Source organism: Pseudomonas sp. P867 (assembly GCF_019891455.1).
Lineage (GTDB): Bacteria > Pseudomonadota > Gammaproteobacteria > Pseudomonadales > Pseudomonadaceae > Aquipseudomonas > Aquipseudomonas synxantha_A.
The window spans coordinates 240,238-260,953 of record NZ_JAFLXB010000008.1 but is presented as its reverse complement, the minus strand read 5'-3'; the positions used below and the strand labels follow the sequence as shown (position 1 = coordinate 260,953).

General features: G+C 58.8%; 18 protein-coding genes. 3 read left to right on the top strand and 15 right to left on the bottom strand.

The window, feature by feature from the left end; all coding sequences use genetic code 11:
- Nucleotides 1-194 precede the first annotated feature (194 nt).
- Nucleotides 195-2,003: a di-heme-cytochrome C peroxidase gene (locus J1G33_RS16975; RefSeq protein ID WP_223018444.1), complete on the top strand. Its 1,809-nt coding sequence runs from the start codon at nucleotides 195-197 to the stop codon at nucleotides 2,001-2,003.
- Nucleotides 2,000-3,166: a catalase family protein gene (locus tag J1G33_RS16970; protein WP_223018443.1), complete on the top strand. Its 1,167-nt coding sequence runs from the start codon at nucleotides 2,000-2,002 to the stop codon at nucleotides 3,164-3,166. Before J1G33_RS16975 ends, J1G33_RS16970 begins: the two co-directional genes overlap by 4 nt.
- Before the next feature lie 270 nt (nucleotides 3,167-3,436).
- On the opposite strand, the gene J1G33_RS16965 is transcribed toward J1G33_RS16970, so the two are convergent.
- Nucleotides 3,437-3,628 carry a hypothetical protein gene (locus tag J1G33_RS16965; protein WP_050549313.1) on the bottom strand — a complete coding sequence of 64 codons (192 nt, stop codon included), beginning with the start codon at nucleotides 3,626-3,628 and terminating at the stop codon, nucleotides 3,437-3,439.
- Nucleotides 3,629-3,817: 189 nt separating this feature from the next.
- Between J1G33_RS16965 and J1G33_RS16960 the strand changes: the two genes are divergently transcribed.
- Nucleotides 3,818-4,393, top strand: coding sequence for an acyl-homoserine-lactone synthase (locus J1G33_RS16960; RefSeq protein WP_050549314.1), 576 nt, complete (start codon nucleotides 3,818-3,820; stop codon nucleotides 4,391-4,393).
- Here the strand turns inward: J1G33_RS16960 and J1G33_RS16955 are convergent.
- From J1G33_RS16955 to J1G33_RS16890, 14 genes are all read right to left on the bottom strand, one after another.
- Nucleotides 4,386-5,924 carry an amidase gene (locus J1G33_RS16955; protein ID WP_078820789.1) on the bottom strand — a complete coding sequence of 513 codons (1,539 nt, stop codon included), beginning with the start codon at nucleotides 5,922-5,924 and terminating at the stop codon, nucleotides 4,386-4,388. The genes J1G33_RS16960 and J1G33_RS16955 overlap by 8 nt on opposite strands.
- 37 nt (nucleotides 5,925-5,961) lie before the next feature.
- On the bottom strand, nucleotides 5,962-6,666 hold the full coding sequence (locus J1G33_RS16950; RefSeq protein WP_050549315.1) for a LuxR family transcriptional regulator: 705 nt from the start codon (nucleotides 6,664-6,666) through the stop codon (nucleotides 5,962-5,964).
- Between the two features lie 191 nt (nucleotides 6,667-6,857).
- Nucleotides 6,858-8,249: an aromatic ring-hydroxylating dioxygenase subunit alpha gene (locus tag J1G33_RS16945; RefSeq protein WP_032877002.1), complete on the bottom strand. Its 1,392-nt coding sequence runs from the start codon at nucleotides 8,247-8,249 to the stop codon at nucleotides 6,858-6,860.
- A gap of 39 nt (nucleotides 8,250-8,288) precedes the next feature.
- Entirely contained in the window at nucleotides 8,289-10,277 is a 1,989-nt protein-coding gene (locus J1G33_RS16940; protein ID WP_223018442.1) for an alpha/beta fold hydrolase, read from the bottom strand.
- Between the two features lie 34 nt (nucleotides 10,278-10,311).
- Nucleotides 10,312-11,889 carry a class I adenylate-forming enzyme family protein gene (locus J1G33_RS16935; protein WP_223018441.1) on the bottom strand — a complete coding sequence of 526 codons (1,578 nt, stop codon included), beginning with the start codon at nucleotides 11,887-11,889 and terminating at the stop codon, nucleotides 10,312-10,314.
- 69 nt (nucleotides 11,890-11,958) lie between these two features.
- Nucleotides 11,959-12,342, bottom strand: a complete 384-nt coding sequence (locus J1G33_RS16930; RefSeq protein ID WP_050549317.1) for a Rieske (2Fe-2S) protein — start codon at nucleotides 12,340-12,342, stop codon at nucleotides 11,959-11,961.
- The gene (locus J1G33_RS16925; protein WP_032877005.1) at nucleotides 12,332-12,574 is read right to left on the bottom strand and encodes a hypothetical protein; all 243 of its coding nucleotides are present in this window, start codon (nucleotides 12,572-12,574) and stop codon (nucleotides 12,332-12,334) included. Before J1G33_RS16925 ends, J1G33_RS16930 begins: the two co-directional genes overlap by 11 nt.
- A 144-nt stretch (nucleotides 12,575-12,718) precedes the next feature.
- A complete protein-coding gene (locus J1G33_RS16920) occupies nucleotides 12,719-14,956 on the bottom strand; it encodes a polyketide synthase (protein WP_223018440.1) in 2,238 nt (745 codons plus the stop codon).
- Entirely contained in the window at nucleotides 14,953-15,273 is a 321-nt protein-coding gene (locus J1G33_RS16915) for an acyl carrier protein (protein WP_032877008.1), read from the bottom strand. The genes J1G33_RS16920 and J1G33_RS16915 overlap by 4 nt, the downstream gene beginning before the upstream one ends.
- Complete coding sequence (locus tag J1G33_RS16910) at nucleotides 15,267-16,040, bottom strand: SDR family oxidoreductase (protein ID WP_078820783.1); 774 nt, start codon at nucleotides 16,038-16,040, stop codon at nucleotides 15,267-15,269. Before J1G33_RS16910 ends, J1G33_RS16915 begins: the two co-directional genes overlap by 7 nt.
- On the bottom strand, nucleotides 16,037-17,392 hold the full coding sequence (locus J1G33_RS16905) for a fatty acid--CoA ligase family protein (protein WP_223018439.1): 1,356 nt from the start codon (nucleotides 17,390-17,392) through the stop codon (nucleotides 16,037-16,039). The genes J1G33_RS16910 and J1G33_RS16905 overlap by 4 nt, the downstream gene beginning before the upstream one ends.
- A gap of 47 nt (nucleotides 17,393-17,439) precedes the next feature.
- Entirely contained in the window at nucleotides 17,440-18,369 is a 930-nt protein-coding gene (locus J1G33_RS16900) for a VOC family protein (protein WP_032877010.1), read from the bottom strand.
- Nucleotides 18,366-19,730, bottom strand: a complete 1,365-nt coding sequence (locus J1G33_RS16895; protein ID WP_032877012.1) for a cytochrome P450 — start codon at nucleotides 19,728-19,730, stop codon at nucleotides 18,366-18,368. Before J1G33_RS16895 ends, J1G33_RS16900 begins: the two co-directional genes overlap by 4 nt.
- 125 nt (nucleotides 19,731-19,855) lie before the next feature.
- Nucleotides 19,856-20,707, bottom strand: coding sequence for a 4'-phosphopantetheinyl transferase superfamily protein (locus tag J1G33_RS16890; RefSeq protein WP_223018438.1), 852 nt, complete (start codon nucleotides 20,705-20,707; stop codon nucleotides 19,856-19,858).
- Between the last annotated feature and the right edge of the window lie 9 nt (nucleotides 20,708-20,716).

Sequence of the window (20,716 nt, the reverse complement as noted above, 5' to 3'; positions counted from 1 at the left end):
TCAGGCGGCCACGACCAATGGCTACCGGCATGTGAGCAGGAAACTTCTGATAAGTTCACGTGTTTAAAAGCATTTCCATTTATCATGGGGCACCGCGACGGATCGCGGGACCGCCTGCCAGCAGGCTCATCGCTACTTGCCGCACCTGTGGCGCAGTGGCATAACAACGCGACAATTCGACAAGGATAGTTATCTTGCGCACTTTTTCCCGTGTTTTACTCCTGATACTGATCGCCCTGGGCCTGATTCTGGCCGTGGTGCTCTATTACACCCTCAACCCCAAGCTACCGGACTACGTGCCAGTAAAGCAGGTGCACTACCAGGATCAATGGAGTGCCGCTGACCGTCAGACCTACTACTTCACGCCCCAGGGCACCCAGGTAAAGGGCCTGCACTACGATTGGTTCACGGCCCTGGAGCTGCCGTTCTCCGAGCAACGCTTTGCCGCGCCGGAGTACCTGGCGCGCTTTGGTTTTCTGGTCGACCCCAAGCAAGTGCCCACCCCGCAAAACCCTGGCAACCTGCCGGTAGGTTTTGCCCGACACCAGAACGCCGACAGCCAGGTTCAATACCTGGATATCACCTGTGCGGCCTGCCACACCGGTCAATTGCACTTCAAGGGCCAGGCCCTGCGTATCGACGGTGGCTCGGCGCAACACGTGCTGCCCTCCAGCGTACCCACCTTGCGGGGCGGCAGTTTTGGCCAAGCCCTGGTCGCCAGCCTTGCCGCTACGTATTACAACCCGTGGAAGTTCGAGCGCTTCGCCCGCAAAGTCCTGGGTGATCAGTACGATACCCAGCACCATCAGCTGCGCCAGGACTTCAAACAATCGCTGAACCAGTTCCTCAAAGTCGCCTGGAATGATACCCATCGCGGCCTCTATCCCACCGAAGAAGGCCCCGGTCGTACTGACGCCTTCGGGCGCATCGCCAATGCCAGCTTTGGCGACGCTATTTCCCCCGACAATTATCGTGTCGCCAATGCCCCAGTGGACTACCCGCAGTTGTGGGATATCTGGACATTCGACTGGGTGCAGTGGAATGGCTCGGCTCAGCAGCCCATGGCGCGCAATATCGGTGAAGCCCTTGGTGTAGGCGCAACCCTGGCCTTCTTCGACAGTGCCGGCCAACCGCTCCAGGGCGACGCTCGCTACCCGTCCAGCGTACGCGTGCGGGACCTGCACCTGATCGAAGAAACCCTGCAACGCCTCAAGCCGCCAACCTGGCCGGAGGACTTGTTCGGCGCCATCGACAAACCCCTCGCCGCCCAAGGCCGCGCACTCTTCGCCGAAAACTGTGCTGGCTGCCATATACCCGCGGTCACCGAGGAAAATGGCCGCCCGGTGCAGCAGTTGAAAATGCTGCCGGTGGACTACATCGGCACCGACCCCGGCACCGCCAGCAACATTGCCGACCAGCGTTATGACCTCAGCGCCCTGCAATGGGACCCGGCCGAACTGGCCCAACTCAATGTTGAACTACACCCTGCGCCCACCGCGCCACTGGATCTGAAAAAAATGTCCGTGGCCCAGGGGCTGGCCTACGTCACCGCCTTTGTCGAAGAACATGCCTACCGCGCTGCCGGCGTGACCCCGGCCGAGCGCCCGAGCCTGGACGGGTTCGGCCTGCCGATTGGCGTGCGCGAATTGCGTGCCTATAAAGCGCGACCACTGGCAGGCGTATGGGCTACCCCGCCGTTCCTGCACAACGGTTCGGTGCCGACGATCTACCAACTGCTTTCGCCCCAGGACGAACGCAGCACCACCTTCTATAAAGGCACGTTCAACTACGATCCACGCCATCTGGGTTTTGAAACCGCCTCGTTCAAGAATGCCTTCCTGTTCGATACCCGAATCACCGGCAATCACAACAGCGGCCACGAATTCCGCGCAGGCGCGCGGGGCAATGGCGTCATTGGCCGTGGCTTGCTGCCCCAGGAGCGCTGGGCGCTGCTCGAGTACCTCAAAGTACTGGGCGGCCCGCTGGAGCACCAACTGCCATGATTATTCGATCACAAAACAAGGAACGTTCCATGCTCGCTCGTCTCTGGTTGCGTCTCGGCGCTTTTCTCGGCAAGACCCTGTTGTGGCTGGTGGGCGTTGGGCTGTTGGGGTGGCTACTGGCGACCGTATGGTTCGCCTGGCAGCACAGTGGCCCGGTGTCAGCGGATGAACAGATCCCGCCGGGTGAAGCAGCGATGACCCAAGGCATCATCCAGACCGCCGTACGCATCGTTGACCAGCACCGCGAAGGCACTCGCTACCTGCGCGATGCCCATGCCAAGGCCCATGGTTGCGTGAAAGCCGAGGTCAGCGTTCTGGCGGATCTCGACCCGGCCTTGCGCCAGGGCGTGTTCGCAGAGCCGGGCAAGGTCTGGCAGGCGACGATGCGCCTGTCCAACGGCAACGCCTACCCGCAATTCGACAGCATCCGCGATGCCCGCGGCATGGCGATCAAGCTATTGGATGTGCCGGGCAAGCAACTGATGGCCGACCAGCAAGCCCGCACCGAGCAGGATTTCGTGATGTTCAGCCACCCGAATTTCTTTGTCAGCGATGTCGCCGAATACGCGCAGAACATCGGCGCGCAAGCGGATGGCAAGAAGGTCCTGGCGTTCTTTCCCAAGCTCGACCCGCGCAGTTGGCAAATACGTCACCTGTTTATCGCCCTGGCAACGCTGGCGCCCGCACCGGCCAGCCCGACGCAGACGACTTACTTTTCAGTGTCGCCCTACAAGTTTGGCGCGGCCAACGCCAAGTTTCGCGTCGCGCCCGACCCGCAAAGCTGCCCGGAATACGTACTGCCTAAACAGAACCAGGCCCTGCCGAACTTCCTGCGCAGCGCCCTCAATCAGCAACTGTCCACCGACCGCGTAGCGGCCTGTTTCGTGCTGCAGATCCAACGGCAGAACCCGCAAAAGTTCATGCCCATCGAAGACACCAGCATCGAATGGAAAGAAAGCGATGCGCCGTATGAAACCGTGGCCAAGGTCAGGATTCCTGCCCAGGATTTCGACACGCCGGCGCAGAACCTGGCCTGTGACAACCAGTCGTTCAACCCTTGGTTCGGTGTGGAAGCACACCGCCCCATCGGCGGCATCAACCGGTTGCGAAAGGCGGTGTATGAAGCGGTCAGCGACTACCGTCACAGCCGCAATGCGCCGTAGCGGCCGTTGCGCGTAAAGAGCGCGTAACAATGGGCCCGGCGCCGTAAGGTTTGCGTCGGGTCTATTGAAGCCAGGAAGCCGAGGCCCTAGCGTGATCGTCAACTCAAATCTACGCAGGAAATCACCGTGGAAAGCTCAACTCTCGGCATGCTCGTGCTTTCAATAATTGCAGTGTTCGGCACTGCGTCGTTTATTTTCGAACACTTGGCCGTTCGCCAGACACGCAAGAAAAAACTCAAATAACCCAGCAGTACTCGCCTGGCTTGGGAGTCAGCCGAACCTGTCCGAGGCAGACTTGCCCATACGCTCGAACTCCAACTCAAGATCATCGTCTGCAATAACCCCTGCGCAGTACAAGCGCAGCAGCATGTACAACGGAACAAGCATCCGCCCCGTCTTTTCAATTCGACTTCCTGAACTCTGGGTGACACCAAATTTCGCCCAGAAATCCGCTTGGGTCATCCCTTTTTTCGTTCGAAAAAAAATGACCTCATTCACAAACTTTGAACATCTATACATACACGCCCAACTCCCGCTCAGAAGAAGGGGATCTTCACATACTCCTTGATATCAGGATACCTATCAACACTTATAGTTTAACGCTTATGCAATCTGCATAAAGCTATGCACTTCGAAGCCGAGGAAGCCAGCATGAAATATCTAATAGACAAACGCGAGAACATATCACCACGTTATCTGGAGGGCATGCATAAACTTCGGGCTTCAATCTTCAAGGATAAAAAAGGCTGGGATGTGTCGATAATTGCCGACATGGAGATAGATGGTTACGACGCCTTGGCCCCCACTTATATGCTGCTGATCGATGATATCAACGAAAACAAAGTGGCGGGCTGCTGGCGTATATTGCCAACCACAGGTCCCTATATGCTCAAAGACACGTTCCCCAACCTGTTGACCACTAAAAAACCTCCGCGTGCCGCCAACATCTGGGAGCTTAGCCGATTTGCCATAAGTGCCAGTGAGCGCGGCGGCTTCGGCTTTTCCAATACCGCCATGAAGGCCATTGGTCACCTCATCAGGCATGCGCACTCGCAGCACGTTGAAAAGCTCATCACCGTTACTTCCGTGGGTGTCGAAAAGATGCTGATGAAAGCGGGGCTGGAGTTGGTCAGGCTAGGCCCGCCCCTGACTATCGGCGTAGAACGAGCCATCGCTGTTGAAGTTAACTTGAGCAACAAGACCCTGGACGCAGTCAATGCTATTTGATCTGAGTACTTGACGCCGCTGAAGAGTGAGGCGGGCTACGATGTCGCCAGGGCCGTGCAACTTCAAGCGAACGTGCAAGTTGCAGCAGCAAGGCCTCATTGCCCATCTTTGCGATGAACTGTGTGCCGATGGGAAGTCCTGTTTCGTTCCAGTACAGAGGCACACTCATCGCCGGTTGCCCGCTCATATTGAACGGTGTCGACCACCCCATATATTCCATGACAGTGCGCGAATGTTCTGCAAGGCGATTGCCCAGTCGCAGGGGCCAGTCCATTCCCCATTTACCTAATACTCTACGCGATAGGCGATCCTCCAACGGACTCAAGCGAAACGCTCCCACCTTCGATGCCAACTGGTTGGCTACCGGCGTCACCAGCACATCGTAGTGTTCATGAAAGGCGCTCATGATGCGCCCCTGATGAAGCGCCAACTCTCTCGCCCTGGCGAGATCGACCGCTTTGAGGATATGGCCCTGCCGGGCCAGGGCCCAGGTCCCGCTCTCGAAATCCGCGTAAGTCGCCACGCGATCAAGCATGCGCCCCGCGTTCTGCACCAGGCTCGCCATTTCCCCGCACACCAGGGTCAGCATGGCTTCGCATAATTGATCCGGGGATGCCAAGGGTGGATGGGCTTCAACCACCTCGTGCCCAAGGTCCGTCAACAGCTTCAAACTGCTTTCCAACGCGGCGCGACAGTCGGGACTCAAATCCCCACCCAGAAAAGGCTTGAAGGTATAAGCAATGCGCAGCCTGCCAGGCGCATCGCCGATACCCGCAAGAAACGATTGAGCCGGTGCGGGCCAACGGTAAGCATCAGCATCATCACTCCCCGCAATCAGGATATCGAGCATGGCAGCACTGTCGCGCACGCTTTTTGAGACCGCGTGTTCAACTACCAGACCCTGCCATAACTCTGAAAAATGCGGCCCGCAGGGAGACCGACCACGTGTTGGCTTGAGGCCGAAAACCCCGCAATGGGAAGCGGGTAGCCGAATTGAGCCACCTCCATCGCTGCCGTGGGCAATCGGGGTCATGCCCGCCGCGACCGCTGCACAGGCACCGCCGCTGGAGCCGCCCGGCGACAGTTCCAAGTTCCAGGGGTTACGTGTGGCACCGGTTGCATCAGACTCGGTATAGGGATGCAAGCCCAACTCCGGCGTCGCGGTTTTACCGACAAAGATCAACCCCGCCTGTCGATAACGCTTGATCGTCTGCGAGTCCTCCCTGGCAACATAGTGCGCGAACAGCCGGGAGCCGTTACGTGTGGGGCAGCCCTGAATCTCCGCAAGCAGGTCCTTGACCAATAGGGGGACGCCGGACAACGGGCCGTCTGCCAATGGCACCTCGCATTGTGCCTTGGCCTCGCGCTCAAGAAGATGCACCACCGCGTTGATCGCGCCATTTCCTGCGTCGATCCGCTGAACGGCGGCGCTCACAAGCTCCAGAGGGGTTACTTCTTTAAGGCGCACCATCTCAGCCAGCGCAATGCCGTCCAACTGGTCGTATTCAGGAAAGTGGAACGCGCTGACCATAAGAACCCTTAATTGAAGGCGTTATCGATAATCCGCATCAGGGCGTGACCAGGCCGGAACGGATGCCGCTGATCACGGCGTGCTGGCGTGATTCAGCATTGAACTTACGCATAAAGTTGGTGACATGGTAATTAACTGTAACTTCTGCACAGGACAGAATTCGCGAAATTTCCCAAGAGGTTTTACCGGCTGCCACCCACTTCAGACATTCCAGCTCACGAGCGGTCAACTTCGGTGGTTTTTCGACCTCCTTTTCAGCAGCACTCTGTATTTTCTGGAACGATTCGATCAGATAATCACGCATCAAGGCAAATTGTGGCAGCCCCTTGGAACGAATGACGTCGGCCGGTGACTTCTCATCCGTAATAAAGTTCAACATTCCGAACTCTCCGCGCGGCCCATGGATGGGCATACACAGCCCCGAACAAACACCACTGGCACTCGCAGCCTCATACAATTGCTGTTCGGGCTTGTTAATAAAATTTTCCTTTGTCCAGACCAACGGCAATGAACTGTTCAAGCAATGAAACACAACAGGGTCGACTTCGTAATAGGCATTCGCGTCATAGATACTGCGCCATGACCTGGAATAATTACTGATGATGGTCGAAGAGCTGAAAGGCGTACTGATCGTGGGCTTAACCCCAAACAGCACCGAAGAAAATCCATACTCTTTCGCCAAGGCAAACAGCACTTTACTCCAGGCCTCCAGCGTCTCACACATCAGAATGTCTTCAAGCATCTTAACCTCCTTGTTATATGGGGACTATTAGTGGCCGCCCCACATTGAATGGCCACTATTCGAAGAGCAACGCTCACCTTGCCAGGCAGGTTGGATCCAATCCACTTCAAGAAGTAAGTTAACGAAAAAACATAGATTGTCAAATTAAACAAAAGTCATAATGGCGCGCATTAAGTCCCGTGACGAATGGTTCAATCGCGCCTGTCAAGATAGTGCATAAGTGTGTTATGGAAGTGCCGTATCCTGGATTCATGAAGATCGCTCAATACCAGCGGGTCATTGCTCAAGGCTTGCAGGCCCGCACGCATATTCTTGATATTGTCCATGTCCTGATCGTATACATAGCCTAACCAGTCAGGCAGTACACCGGCGTGCTCATAGGTGTCGTCCGGCCCCATTTCCACGGTCGCTGCAGGCTCGGGTCGCTGCGCGCCCTTGGGTATGTCGACCAAGTAGAAAAGATCGAAGATGCAGCTATTATGGTCGTTTTGGTTGGGGCGAAAACGCAGCACGGGCGGCAGAGAAATGCCGCGAAAGAAGATCATATTCGGGAACAGCGAATACTGCAGTACATCGACGGCTTCAGCGTCAGACAACCCACTGACATCCCTGCCACTGGCCAACCCGTATTGCAAACGCATCACACTGGCCATGTAGCGCCTTGCTGTCATGCCGGCCTGAAGGTGAGGGGCGTAGGGGCCGCTTTTCCCATTGAGTACGTTGCGATGAAATTGATCCATGATCGCCTGTTCGGACAGCGGCTCATGATCCTCGCAGACCGATAGCCCGACCGCGTGAAAACTGCGGCTCACATGACGCTCATCGGGTCGAACATCGTATTGCAGGGTATCGCTCAGATGGGCCCATGTATGCCCGTGCGTCTCGGGGGCATGCAACCCTTCCATGAAGGACTCCATGACGTTTTTCCAGTTCGCCGGGAGTATGTGCCGGCTGTGCCCCGCAATGTACTTGCCCTCATACTGATTGATGGCCAACTCACCGGGCAGGCTCTCCATATAATCGGCCAAAGGCTCGCAGGCAGGATCCATATTGATGAAAATGAAACCGCCCCAGGTGTCTGTCTTGACCTCCAGCAAACGGCGACCTTCCCAGTCGAGGTGGGCAAAATCCCATGCCGCCGGTATGCGCTTGAGGGTGCCATCCAGGTCCCAGGCAAATCCGTGATAGGGGCAACGCAGTTCTCGCACGCTCGAATCGCCCGAGCACAGGCGCCGGCCACGATGACGACAACTGTTGTAGTAGGCCTTGATTTCCAGTGCTTCGTTACGAACGAGGATGAAGGATAACTCGCCGATCTCGTAGAGCGTCAAATCCCCCGCCTCTGGAATTTGCTCCTCCCGCGCAGCCATCTGCCAAACTCGAGACCACATCCGATCCATTTCCAGTTGATGAAAACCGGCAGACAGATAGGCGTCGCGATCAACCTCCATCCTGTACCGGCCTGCGGGAAAATGCTCCCGCATATCGGCCGGGACACTGCTCTGATCGTCGCGTGCCAGGACCTCTTGATAATCGATGGGCATGGACAAGTCCGCGACGTGCTCGATCAATTTGCTTTTCATCTTCCCTCCTTTGATGCCGTGTGGATGAGCAGGCTGGACTTATGCATCCGCCTGGGAACCCGGCATCACCGGGCTGAGGTTCTTGATATACGCCGTCACCACCCCCAACAACCCCAGGTGGTTATACAAACCAAAATGATCCATGCCAGCGATTTCCGAATAGTCAGCACCCTCATGCAGTTCGATAAAGCGCTTTGACTCATGGGGGCTCACAGCTTCATCACAGGTGCCGGCGATGACATGGCACGGCACCCCGAGTTGCTCATCCTGCAGCGGGTACTCGCCGACTTGCAGCGCGGTAATAGCCCGGCTATAGCAATACAGCGACTCCGCGGATTCAAAGGGCAGGCTCGTCAGGTGGATAAGGTTCGGATCCGTCGCGTCGAGGATCTCGCTGGATTGGCGGCTCTGTGTCGCACTCTCGGTATTCTCACTGCCGGAGCGCGCAAAAAACGACGCGTGAAAGCGCTCTGCCTGGCTACGCGACTGTGAAATAAGCGGCAACACCTGCCGCAGGTTGCGCATGAAAGCGGTCTCCTCTTCCTCTGCGCTCACCAGGCCATACGCGCCACTGATGAGCGTCAGGCTCGCGACTTCTTTCAACTTGCGGGCGTGATAGGCGATGTAGGCCCCCGAACACCAGCCGATCAGATGTGCTTTTTCTATATTGAAGTAATCAAAAATCCGCTGCAGGTCGCCGATATGCGCCGCAACACTGACGTCAATGGTGTCGATATCATCCACGGGGCTGGGGATACCGCGGCTTTCCCAGGTAACAAAGCGGAAGTCATCTTCCAGGGCCTCCCTGAGGCGGTTGGCCAGTTCCAAAGGCATGCCGACTGCGTTGATGAAGACGACGGTTTCCTTGCGCTTGTCCGCCGAGGCATAGACATTGAGGGGCACCCGGTCTTGTGTATCGATCACGTATTGACGCAAGAGGTCAGGTTTGCGTCGGCTCAGCGCCACCACCCCACCCTTGATGTAGCCCTCGACGTCTGCAATCGTCAGCGCACAGCCGCCTCCATCGGCCCGAAGAAAGGTCTTGGTGTTGTGGATGTAGGGGTTGTAAAACACGGTTTTACGGGCCAGCAGTTTCTCGATGGCCGAGGGGTTTTCCAGCCCGCTTTCATCGATCTGCAAACCACTGAGCTCAATGGCCCGGGAAATAATATCGAGCAACACGCGCACTTCGATATTGGTCGACGACGTGGCGTGGAAGATGCCCCGCGGGCAACTCGCCAGATTGTCGTACACCCGCATGATGTCCTGGCACACCTGATCTACTGGCACCAGGTTGACCCTGGCGTGGGGCTTACCCGACAGGCGCACGGTTTGTTCAGTGTTGCGCATGGCGCGCTTGAGGCGGTTGACCTCCCTCAGGAACCCATACAGGCCAGTGGTGCTGCCACCTGCGGATTGAGTGGCCTGCGGACCGATAACAATCGACGGTCGGATAATCACCAACTCAATTCCACTGGCAGTGCACAGGCGGTCAATCAAGTGCTCGGCCGCACATTTGGTTTCTTCGTAATAGTTATTGAATTCAGTGCTCTGGTGCAGGCATTCCTCCACCTCACCCGAACCAACGCCTGCGGTATAAGCAGTCGAGATATAGAAAAACGTCTGGCAGCCCAACGCCTGTGCTGCATGGAACGCATGGGTCAGGCCGTTGATATTGTGCTCATAGATAATGTCGCGGTTCTTTTCTTCGAAATTGAGCGATGAAGCAAAGTGCAGGAAGACCGCCTGCTCCGAGGCCTGCGCCCGGGACTGAGCGATATCCATCCCCGCCAACGGCTGGGTGATATCGGCGCGCCGGGCTTTCAAGCCGGCAAAAGAGAGTCGCGCGTCAGTGGCAGGATAATGCTGGCCCGCCGAGAGCACCGCATCGCGGATACGATGTCGGCACTCATTGTCGTCGCGCCCCCTGACCAGGCAGGTCACATCGAACTCACCGGTGAGCAAATGCCGATAGATAAAATGGCTTCCCAGAAAACCAGTGCCGCCGGTCACATAGAGCTTTTTCATGTCGCCTTCCTCAAACGGTAAATGACGGGCCTGCTCAGGCCGGTTCATGGGCCTGTTGCAAAGCCATCTGGCGCAATTGATTTTTGGCAATCTTGCGCAAGCCGGCACGGGGAAAATCTTCCAGGAAAATAATTTCGCGAGGCCGCTTGAAGTCGGCCAGGCGCTCGCGGCAGGCCTGTTCGATATGCCGCCTGGCGAGCGCCTGGTCCTCACGACCGCTAGCGTTGAGCACGGCAAACAACACCGGTGTTTCCGTCAACAAGGGATCGGGGCGCGACACTACCGCCACTTCGCTGATCATGGCGCTGGCGTACGCAGCGAACTCAATCTCCGAAGCCGATACGTTTTCCCCGCCCACCTTGATGATGTCTTTCAAGCGCACATCAAAAAACAGCACGCCCTCGGTAGTCTCGAAAAAGCGGTCGCCAGTGATGTACCAACCGTCCTCTGTGAAGGCGTCGCGGGTTTCGCCAGGCTTGTTGAGATAGCCCAGAAACAGATTCTTGCCGGGTTGCGCGTTGAACTGCAGATCGGCACTGATTCGCGCATTGAACGGCCCGGCATTCGTGACGGGATCGGTCAACCGATAGCGGTAGCCACTCACTGGCTTGCCAATCGAATAATTGAGGTCCGCGCTGTGCTGCTCGCTCGTCACACTGCCAATGGCAAACAGCTCAGTCATGCCCCACCACCCTACGGTCTTCACACCAAACAGCGCCTCCACGTCGGTGTTGCGGCTGGGAAAGCCCCAAAACCTGAAGCTGTGTCGAACCGGTTTCTCCAGGGCTGCCAGGGCATGACAAACGAACGGCAGGATCGCGGCCCATGTGCATTCAAAGTGTGCCGCATCGCTCCAGAAGCGTTGGGGGTTGAACACCCGCCGCAGCACCATGGCGGCTCCCGAAAACAATGAGGTGAGCACTTGATAGGAAAAAGCCATGGTGTGGCAGAGCGGAAAAAACACCAGCGTCACATCGTTTTCGGTGACCTGCAGGTGCTCGATATTGGACTGCGCTGACCACACCAGGTGCGCGTGGGAGATGACGACGCCCTTGGGCTGGCTGGTAGTGCCCGACGTATAGAGGATCAGCGCTGGATGATCGCCTGCGACGCACGCCATGCCGACGCAGGCCCCCCGCATGGAGACGAGCTCATCGATGCCAGGAAAAACGGAGCACTCGCCGGTGTCCTCGTCCGAGGCTGCCACCACTACCATGGAAGTATGCAGGTCGCCGGCAAACAACCCCAGGTCATTGAGTGAGGTGACGACCATCTTCGGCGCAGCATCGCTGACGATGTAGCGCATTTCTTCCTGACTGAGGCGATTACCCACTACTACAGCGGTCGCTCCGAGATAGGCGCAGGCGAATACCAGGATCAACGCATGGGCTTCGACATCGAGGCACAGCACGATTCGATCGTCACGCTTGATACCCAGCCCGGCCAAGGCCACCGCTGCGTTGCTGATAGCTTGATGAAGCTGGGCATAGGACAGCTTCGCGGCACTGCCCAGATCCGGTAAGTGCAGCGCAGTACGCTGGGCATGCCGATCGCACACCTGCGCTAATGCCAGGCATACATTTGCACCGACGCCAGGGGTCAACTGTTCCATCTCACATTCCCTTGCCATACCAAAAATAGAAGACGCACATTGCCAGCCGCGGTGCCAGGCGAAGCAGGCTCACGTACCGCACTCCGGCCTGGCCTGTGCGCGTTGCTCGATCATCACGTCGCTGTCGATCAGATGCACCTTGTAGGTCGTCAGTGCGCAGCGGGTATGCGGCCCCAACGCCTCGCCCGTCTCCAGATCGAACCTGGCGCCGTGGTGCGGGCAAATCAGTTGGCCGCGCCGGATCAAGGCGCCGTCCATCGTCTTACCCTGATGCGGGCAGCGGTTTTCCACGGCATAGACCGCCTGCCTGGCCTGGCAAAGCAATATCGCCTGCCCTTCTACTTGAACAGCCAGCGTGCCGCCTTCCTCCAGCGCATCCCGCTTCGCGGCGAACTGACAAGCGGGCGGATGCTCTACCAACGGCGACGACGCCTTCACGACCTCACTGCTCACGTTGGGCGAACCACTGGACGATCTGGTCGATACTGCAACCGTAGAGGCCAACTGCATCCTTTTGCGCAACGGTGACCTGGCTGACACGCTCAAGCTGCGCGAACAGTGCCATCATGGTCAGCGAGTTGATTTTCAATCGAGTCTCGATCAGTGGCACATGTGGCTCGACCGTCACGGCTCGGCCCAGGGTGGCCTGCAACGCGTCCTGGACGGTCTGGCGAGTGATCTGCATCTACGCCTCCTGTGGATGCCGGCGACCCGGGCATCGGTGCGGATTGGATTTTTATATTCCCCATCTTCCTGGCGGCCATCAACCTATAAGCCTTATGGGGAGACATCTTCCCGCGCCCATGAAAAACTTACCGCACGCGGGCTTTCAGTCTTCAACTGGCCAATAGCGTTGACGGGCGAACGGATACGTGGGCAATGACAGTTTCTGTGCCTTTACCAAGCGGTAATAATCCAGCCAATCAAAGCTGACTCCGGCCTGCACAACGTCGCAGGCAAAGCGTTCCACGTCAGCGAACGTCAGCATTTCCTCGGCCAGATGCACGCAACGCCCGGACGATGGCACGGTTACAGCCCAGGCCTGGCGGCTGACGACGAGCACTGCAACCTGGGCCGAATCAGGCCAGCCAGGGGAAGCAAGCTGGGCGGCGCCCTGCCCCTCCTGCACAAACGCGCTCAACCACTCAGGGCTAGCGTCTAGTGCCGACGATGCGCCGCACCCGAGCTGCAGACAGCGGTTGATCCAGTGGCCGTAACCCCTGTCGATCACGGCCTCGAACACCATCCCCCAGCGCACCAACTGTTGATACAGCGCCACTTCGAACGCCAGTTCGGCGCAGCGAGCCGCCGCTTCAACGGTCTGTGGCGTACTGGAGAGACGGCCCAGGCACTCTGCGTAATCATCGGCCATGCGCTGGTATCTCGGCGCCGCCAGCCATGCCTGCCGACTGGCATCGTCAAGGTGCTGCGGCTGCTCGCACAGGTAATACACCAGGCGCGGCGTGAACGTCGCCGGCGCATCCAGCACGCTGTGTGCGGCCTCTTCAAAAAACCTGTCCACGTCTATGCCTGCTTTCAACACACCAGCGAACCGCTCGCGATGTGCGCTGCGGCTGATGTTTATGGTATGCGCCAGCGCCAGACGATCAATTGGCCCGCTGTCACGGACGAAATGGGCGAACCGCAGCAGGTATTGGCGTAGTTGCTCTCGCGTTGCGGCAGACAGACAAATCGGCACGTCCACCGCTGCGTCGGTCCCGCGCACCAGAGCTGGCGCAACGGACTGCAGCACGCTGAACACATTGGTGCCGCCGATCCCCAGGCAATTGATCGCTGCCAACCGCGCAGTGTCGGCGGGTTGCTCCAGCGCCTGCGACCACACTCGGGTGTCCTGGCTGACCCGGAACGGCGAATGCTCGAAATCGATGCGCGGATTGGGCGTGGTGAAATTGAGTGAAGGCACCAGGGTGTCGTGCTTTAGCATCAACGCCACTTTGATCAGGCTGGCGATGCCGGCTGCCTGTTCAAGGTGACCAATATTGGATTTGACACTGCCTATCGCACAAAAACCGTGGTCCTGGGTATCCAGGCGGAAGGCTTTTTCAAGCGCCTTGATTTCCAGAGGGTCGCCCAGGCTGGTGGCGGTACCATGACACTCCACATAACTGATCTGCCGCGCATTGGCGCGCGCCAGCGTGATCGCCCGCACCATGGCTTTGGCCTGCCCTGGCACACTGGTGGCGGTGTAGCCGATTTTCATCGCCCCATCATTGTTGACATGGCTGGATTTGATCAGCGCATACACATGATCACCATCGCGTATCGCGTCGGCGTGGCGGCGCACGATGACGCTCGCCACGCCGCTGCCGAACAACGTGCCGCTGGCATCACTGGAAAACGGACAGCAACGACCGTCGCGAGACAATAACGGGCTCTGTCCGAGGGGATAACCGGTATGGTGCGGAATACGAATGGCGGCTGCCCCCACCAGCGCAGTGTCGACCTCCCCCAGGCGCAGCGCGTTGCAGGCCAGGTGCAACGCCACCAGCGAACTTGAACACGCGGTCTGCACGGTCATGCTCGGGCCTGTCAGGTTGAGCTTGAAGGACAGGCGCGTGGCGAGAAAATCCTTGTCGTTACCCTGGTGAACCAGGCTGGCGGTTTCATGATGCAAGGGGTCGAGACGGTCACCAAACTGATGCAAATAGCTGGTGGTGATGCCCCCCATGCATGCATAGACACCCGTCACGCCGGCTTGAGCCGCCTTGACATGCCCGGCATCCTCAAGCGCCTCATACCCCACCTCCAGCAACAGTCGATGCTGCGGATCGAGCAATATGGCCTCGCGCGCGGAAACCCCGAAGAACCGCGCATCGAACCATTCGATGCCTTCAAGCACCGGGCTGCGCCGGATATAACCAGGCTCGCTCCATTGCTCGCGGGTGACACCCGCCGCGCTCAGTTGCTGATCGTCAAGGTCAACGATCGACTCGCGGCCCTGGCGCAGGTTCTCCCAGAACACTCGCTGGTCAGGTGCCCCCGGAAAGCGGCATGCCAACCCGACAACGGCCAGGTCGCCCAGATGGCTCTCTAGGGCCTGGCTCACAGTTGGCGCAGATCACGCAGTTGGGCGTCCAGCGGGTCCGGACTCGGCCCCGGCACACCCTGTTGCGCATACGCTCGACACAAGTCCGCCACGGTCACGATGCTGGTGATCGCCACGGCATCGGCGAAGGGGTCTGTTCCATAAACCGCTTCCAGGTTGCTGATCAGCGTCGCCAGATCCAGGGAGCTCAGGCCCAAGTCGCTGAAGCGGCTGTCAATTTCCACCGCCACCAAAGGCCCACCCTTCGCCCCCAGAACCTGAGCGATCTGGTGCTCTACTTGATCGAATACTTGATCCATGACTTGATGATTCAGCATGTGAAACCTCCATCGACTGCGATGTTTTGACCGGTGACAAAGGTGCCCCGGTCTACCAGGTACAGGATCAGATCCGCGACTTCCTGCTGGGTACCCAGACGCCCCAACGGTGTGCGGCGCTCGATCCTGCTGAGTGTCTGGGGGCTCAGGTCCTTGACCATGTCGCTGGAAAAGTAGCCAGGCGAAACTGAGTTGACGCGAATGCCCCGTGGGCCCAGCTCCTTGGCCAGGCTGCGGGTCAAGCCATCCATCGCGGCCTTGGTTGCGCTGTAAACCGTCAGGCCGGAATGACCCCGCAGGGCATTGATAGATGACACATTCACCACGCTGCCCGCGCCACGCTTGAGCAGCTTGGCCGTGACCAGCTTGGTCAGGTACAACTGGCCCTTGAGGTTGATATCAAGCGCACTGTCGATGTCCGCCACGCGCATCGTGCTGAGGATGCCTTCAACACCGGTGGCGGCATTGTTGACGAGCCCGTCGAGGCCACCGAAGCGCTTTTCCACCTGCTGGACGAAGGCGGTGAGCGCTGAGTAGTCGGTGCAGTCCAGTGCCTGCCAATGAAAGTCGGCACGCTCGCTCAACTCCGTGACAGCCGGGGACTCTCGACGACTGAAGGTCGCGACGTTATAGCCTGCCTCCAGGAAACATCGGACCGTCGTCAATCCCAGGCCCTGGCTACCGCCACTGACAATGATGGTGCCCTTTACCGCAGATGGAGCGCTGTCATGGCGAGTGTGTAAAGCGTCAGAAACTGCATCAGTCATTGCGAGGCCACCTTGATTTTCTTGAATCGATCGCTGTGCAGGCGCCCGGTCACAAATTCGATATGACGCGGCACCTTGAAATCTTCCAACCCTTGCTGGCAATGCAGCATGATCTGGCGCTTGGCGTCGTCGGTGTCCAACTCACCCTCCAGAACGACCGTGGCGGCCACGATCTGCCCGGTGACCGGACTCTTGCGCCCCCATACCACGGCATCCTTGACGAAGGGGAGGCTCAACAGCCGACTCTCGACTTCTACCGGCAGCACTTTGAGCCCTCCCACATTGATCAGGCTTTCTCCACGCCCGAGGATGCGGAAATAATCGCCACGGGTTTCAACCAGATCCCCCGTGCATAGCCAGCCCTCCTGATCGATCACCGACGGCGCGTTCAGATAGCCGAGCATCGCGGTGCGGGTCTTGATCCACAGAATCTGATCAACCACCTTCACCTGCACATCGTCAGTGGCAATTTGAATCCACAGCGAGTCACTCGACTCCGAGCGCGTGGAGAGGATGCCCAGCTCGCTCATGCCATAGGTCTGCTTGAAACGCACAGCCGGGAACACCTCGTTCAGCGCGGCCAGGGTCGATTCGGGCATGGTCTCGGTGCCGTAGGTCACCAGTTCCAGGCTGGAAAGATCGTAGGTCTCGTACGCCCGTCCCCATAGCAGCATGTTGAGAAATGTAGGGGTGGCGGGAAGGAGCTGGATCCGGTGTTCAGCAATCTGCCGGCAAATGCTCACGGCGTCGCGGGAATCGAGCTTGACCAGTGTCGAGCCGCTGAATAAACAGTGCAGCAACGTATTGAAACCGCCGATATGGTCCAGCAACAGGAATGCAGCCGTGGTACGAGGCCTTGAGCGCGGCGCATCGCGGTATTTGGCAAAAAGCCTTTCGAGGCTGAGCAGGATGGCCTTGGGCTCGCCGCTGCTGCCTGAACTGAGCAATATCAGACCGGCTTCTCGGCGATCGAACAGGCCTGCCACCAACTCGTGGGTGGGCAACTGTGTGGTTAACGCCTGCAGATCGCCGGGGTGATCGGCGTCGATGATCCAACTGGCCCCTGTCGTACGTGCCACCGCCGCGCAGCGTTCAGACGAACTGCGATTGAGTGGCACCACCACGCAATGCCGGGTGTACAAGGCCAGAATCGCCCCCACCATCGCGCAGCTATAATCACCATTGACGATTACCGTGCAGCACGCGATGTTCTGGTGCGCCAGAAGCGCCCGCCAGGACATCATCGCTTGCCCTATGGCGTTGAAGGAGGACTGCTGCCCATCGGCGATCAGCGCAATGCCGTCGCCGAACGAAGCCAGGCGGTCGCTGATCCAATTACGTTCCTCTCTCATGTCTGCCTGTGCTCCTGTTGCTGTTTGCCAAAACACCGCACGAACGCTCAAGGCGATGCGCGAGCCATCCTGGCCGACAACCCGACCAGCCCTCCAATCAGTAACCGCGCCAGCCTGGCCAACCTTCCGGGAGCGCGAAAGCCCCAGATGGCATCCATCCAGGCGGGCAATTGCAGCAACTCCACCGACAGCCCAGCGCGGCTGCGCAGGTACACCACGTGGGATAACCCACCGCCAACCGGCGGCGTGCTTGAGCTGAAGCCTTCACGCAGCACGCGTCGGTAAAGGGCATTGAAGTGGCTTGGGCGGCGTACGCCCAGGGCGACATTCATCAGTCCGGGTTCATTGAGTGGTCGTACGGCGCCCACGCCTTGGCGGTGCACCAGTTCGATCCAGTGCTCACCCGCATCCAGGGCGCAGCGCGGCGTGTCGCAGCTGACCGTGGCCGAGGGCTGGCACGCCGACAGCGGCAGCCCCAGCGCCCGATGAAAATAATCCACGGCGTCCTCCAGATCTTCGACCACCAGCCGTACGCCGATAATGCGCCCGACCGCGCCGCCAGCCTCAGCCTCCACCAGTTGCACCGGTACGCCATCGGGGTCGCGCAGCACTGTGCCGGTGAGGTCGACGGGTATACCGGCCGCCTGCAAGCGCGCCACGGCGGCGTCTATATCGGCTACCGCGACAAACAAGCGCTCGTAGCCGCTGCGTGTGCGCGTTGCCGCCGGCAACCGGCACGGTTGGCTGAACTCGAAGAATTCAAGCTGAAAAAATGCCTGTGCGTCAGCCATCCAGTAATTGACGCCCTGCACCGCCGTCATCTCGAACAGTCGGGCAGCCATGGGTCCGCGAACCTGAAAACTGCCGGTGGCACGCAAACCCAACAACGCGGCATAAAACTGCATGCTGGTGGCGGCGTCGGCGGAGCAGATTGCGACCTGGCACAATCGCGGCGGCGCAAGTTCGGACCTGCTCACGGGCGATTCCGTGGCGTAAAGGAAATGGCAAATCGCTCGCTCAAGCCTGCGGCGGGGTTGGAGAAATCCATCTTGATATCGCTGAGCTTGCACGCCGGGCGCAAATCGGTGTGATACAAAAACAGCGCCAGGTTCAACGACAACAGGATATTGGCCAGCCCCGCCCCGATGCAGGTGTGCGGCCCACGACCGAAGGGTGCCCAGGCGCCGCTGGCGCGGTGTTCAAGCCGCGGCTCTTCATAGCGAGTGATGTCGAAGACCTGAGGGTTCTTGAACCACGCAGGATCCGTGTGGTTGGCAGTGGTGAATAGAATGATGTCCTGCCCTTTGTCGATCGAGTAACCCTGGAACTCGAAGTCTTTCGCTGCCGTACGGCGCACGGCGTAGGCCGTTGGATAAAGACGCATCACCTCGCGGATGAAGTTCTTCAGGGTCTCCATGTTTTCCAGGCCATCAGCGTCCGGCAATCCCTGGCTGAAACAGGCATCCACTTCATCACGCAACGCCTGGTGCAAGTGCGGCTGCTTGAAAAGCTCCAGCAGCATGAAGCTCAAGGTGGCACCGACGGTGTCGATGCCTGCCAGGTAGGAGATGATGGCGTGGTTGCGCATATCTCCTGGGGTAAACCACTGGGGCTGGACCATCTGCCCTTTTTCCTTGAGCGTCTGGAAGTAACCCTGGGTTTGCTCCTGGGTCCGTTCCGACTCGATAATCCGGTCGGCCAGCGCCTGCACCTGCTTTTTCGCCGCCCGGTAACCCGGCAGGCGCAACGCCAGCCGCGGCCACTTTTTCAGGGCACAAACGTTCATGGCGGTATTCTGATACCGCATCAGCGCCTCGACTTCATCCGGCGTGGGTTGATAACCCTGCAGTGATCCACCAATCTGCTGCGACAGCACATGCCGAAACAGCGCCGACACCTTTTGATCAACGCCGTAGCGCGCTTGCAGGGTATCCGTGAAGATCTGCGCAAGCATGGGAATGCGCTCGTTGAACGCCGACTTGGAGAACAGCGGCTTCATCAGGTTGCGCTGGAAGCGATGGGCATCACCATCCACGCCGATGAACGAATGCGGGCATTGCATCTCTTGCAAGGTCGCTTCCCAGAACCCGCTTGAGACAAAGCAATCCTTGCCCTTGTCCGCCACGAATCGGTTCGCCTCCATGCCGGCCAATACCACGAAGTTCATATGCGCGGCCTTGACCCGGTAGACATCGCCATAGGTACTGCGCGTGGTTTGCAAGAAGCCCAGGGGGTTGCGGATCAAGGCAAGCGCACTGCCGAGCAGTGGCCAGCCCTTGACCACGGGAAGCTGGCGGTTGCCGGCCCCACTCGAGACCTCTCTTTCCCACGATGTCATCGTTGCTCTCCCGGATGGCGTTTGGTCTATGCATTGCCGCGCCCTGCCTGCGACACATCAGTGCCCAGCGAAAAAAGCATAACCAAAAGCGGCGCGATCCAAACCTATAAGCACTGATAGGTAAATTAGCCGAGGTCGATCTCGGGTGTGGCGCAGATGCCCGGCAGCCTCCATGGCGGCGTCACCGTGTGGGGGGCCGCTTGGCGCCGACACAGGCAGGCCAGGTCGAGGGTACGCACGCGGGGAATGACTTCCTGCACGCGCAGGCAAAACCTGGCCCGAGGCGATTCATGACAGGCAGCCACAGCCAGGCAGTAGCGCGCCAGCAGCAGTGTTGACCAGAATTGCCAATGCCGGGCGTCGGTTGTCGGTGGGTTGAATTGAAGGGAATGCCCGCAGCTTGGCCCCAGCCGGAAGGCAAAGCTGTCGAGCGGTACAGCAAGACCTTCGCCGCGGGCCTTTATGTAGGCTTCCTTGAGTGTCCATATCTCGAAAAATCGCTGCGCACGGTGCGCTGCGCCACACTGCTGCAGGTCGTGGCGCTCGGCGGCCGCAAAGAACGTATCGGCCACCGAAACGCCGTCGCCCTGGCGCTGCAGGTCTTCAACATCGATGCCGATTGCCTGTCGCGACACGGCCATGACGATCAAGCCATCGGTATGGGAAACATTGAAGTGCAGGGACTGCGAGGGGTCCAACACCGGATCGATACACGGCTTGCCGTGATCGTTGTAGGCAAAGCACCAGTGCTGCGGGGGAATACCGGGGTGATACATCGACAACACATGACGCACAAGCGCCCGGGTAACCAGGTACTGATGGCGATGTCGGGCAAAATGAAATTGCGCCATCCGCTGGCGCTCACTGTCACTGAGCACCGCGGCATATTCGGCCAACAGGTCAGCCGCGACGATCAACTCATCACGACAGACCCACAACTGGATATCGCCCGGTGGTAACGGCCACTCACGATCCATCGTGACTCC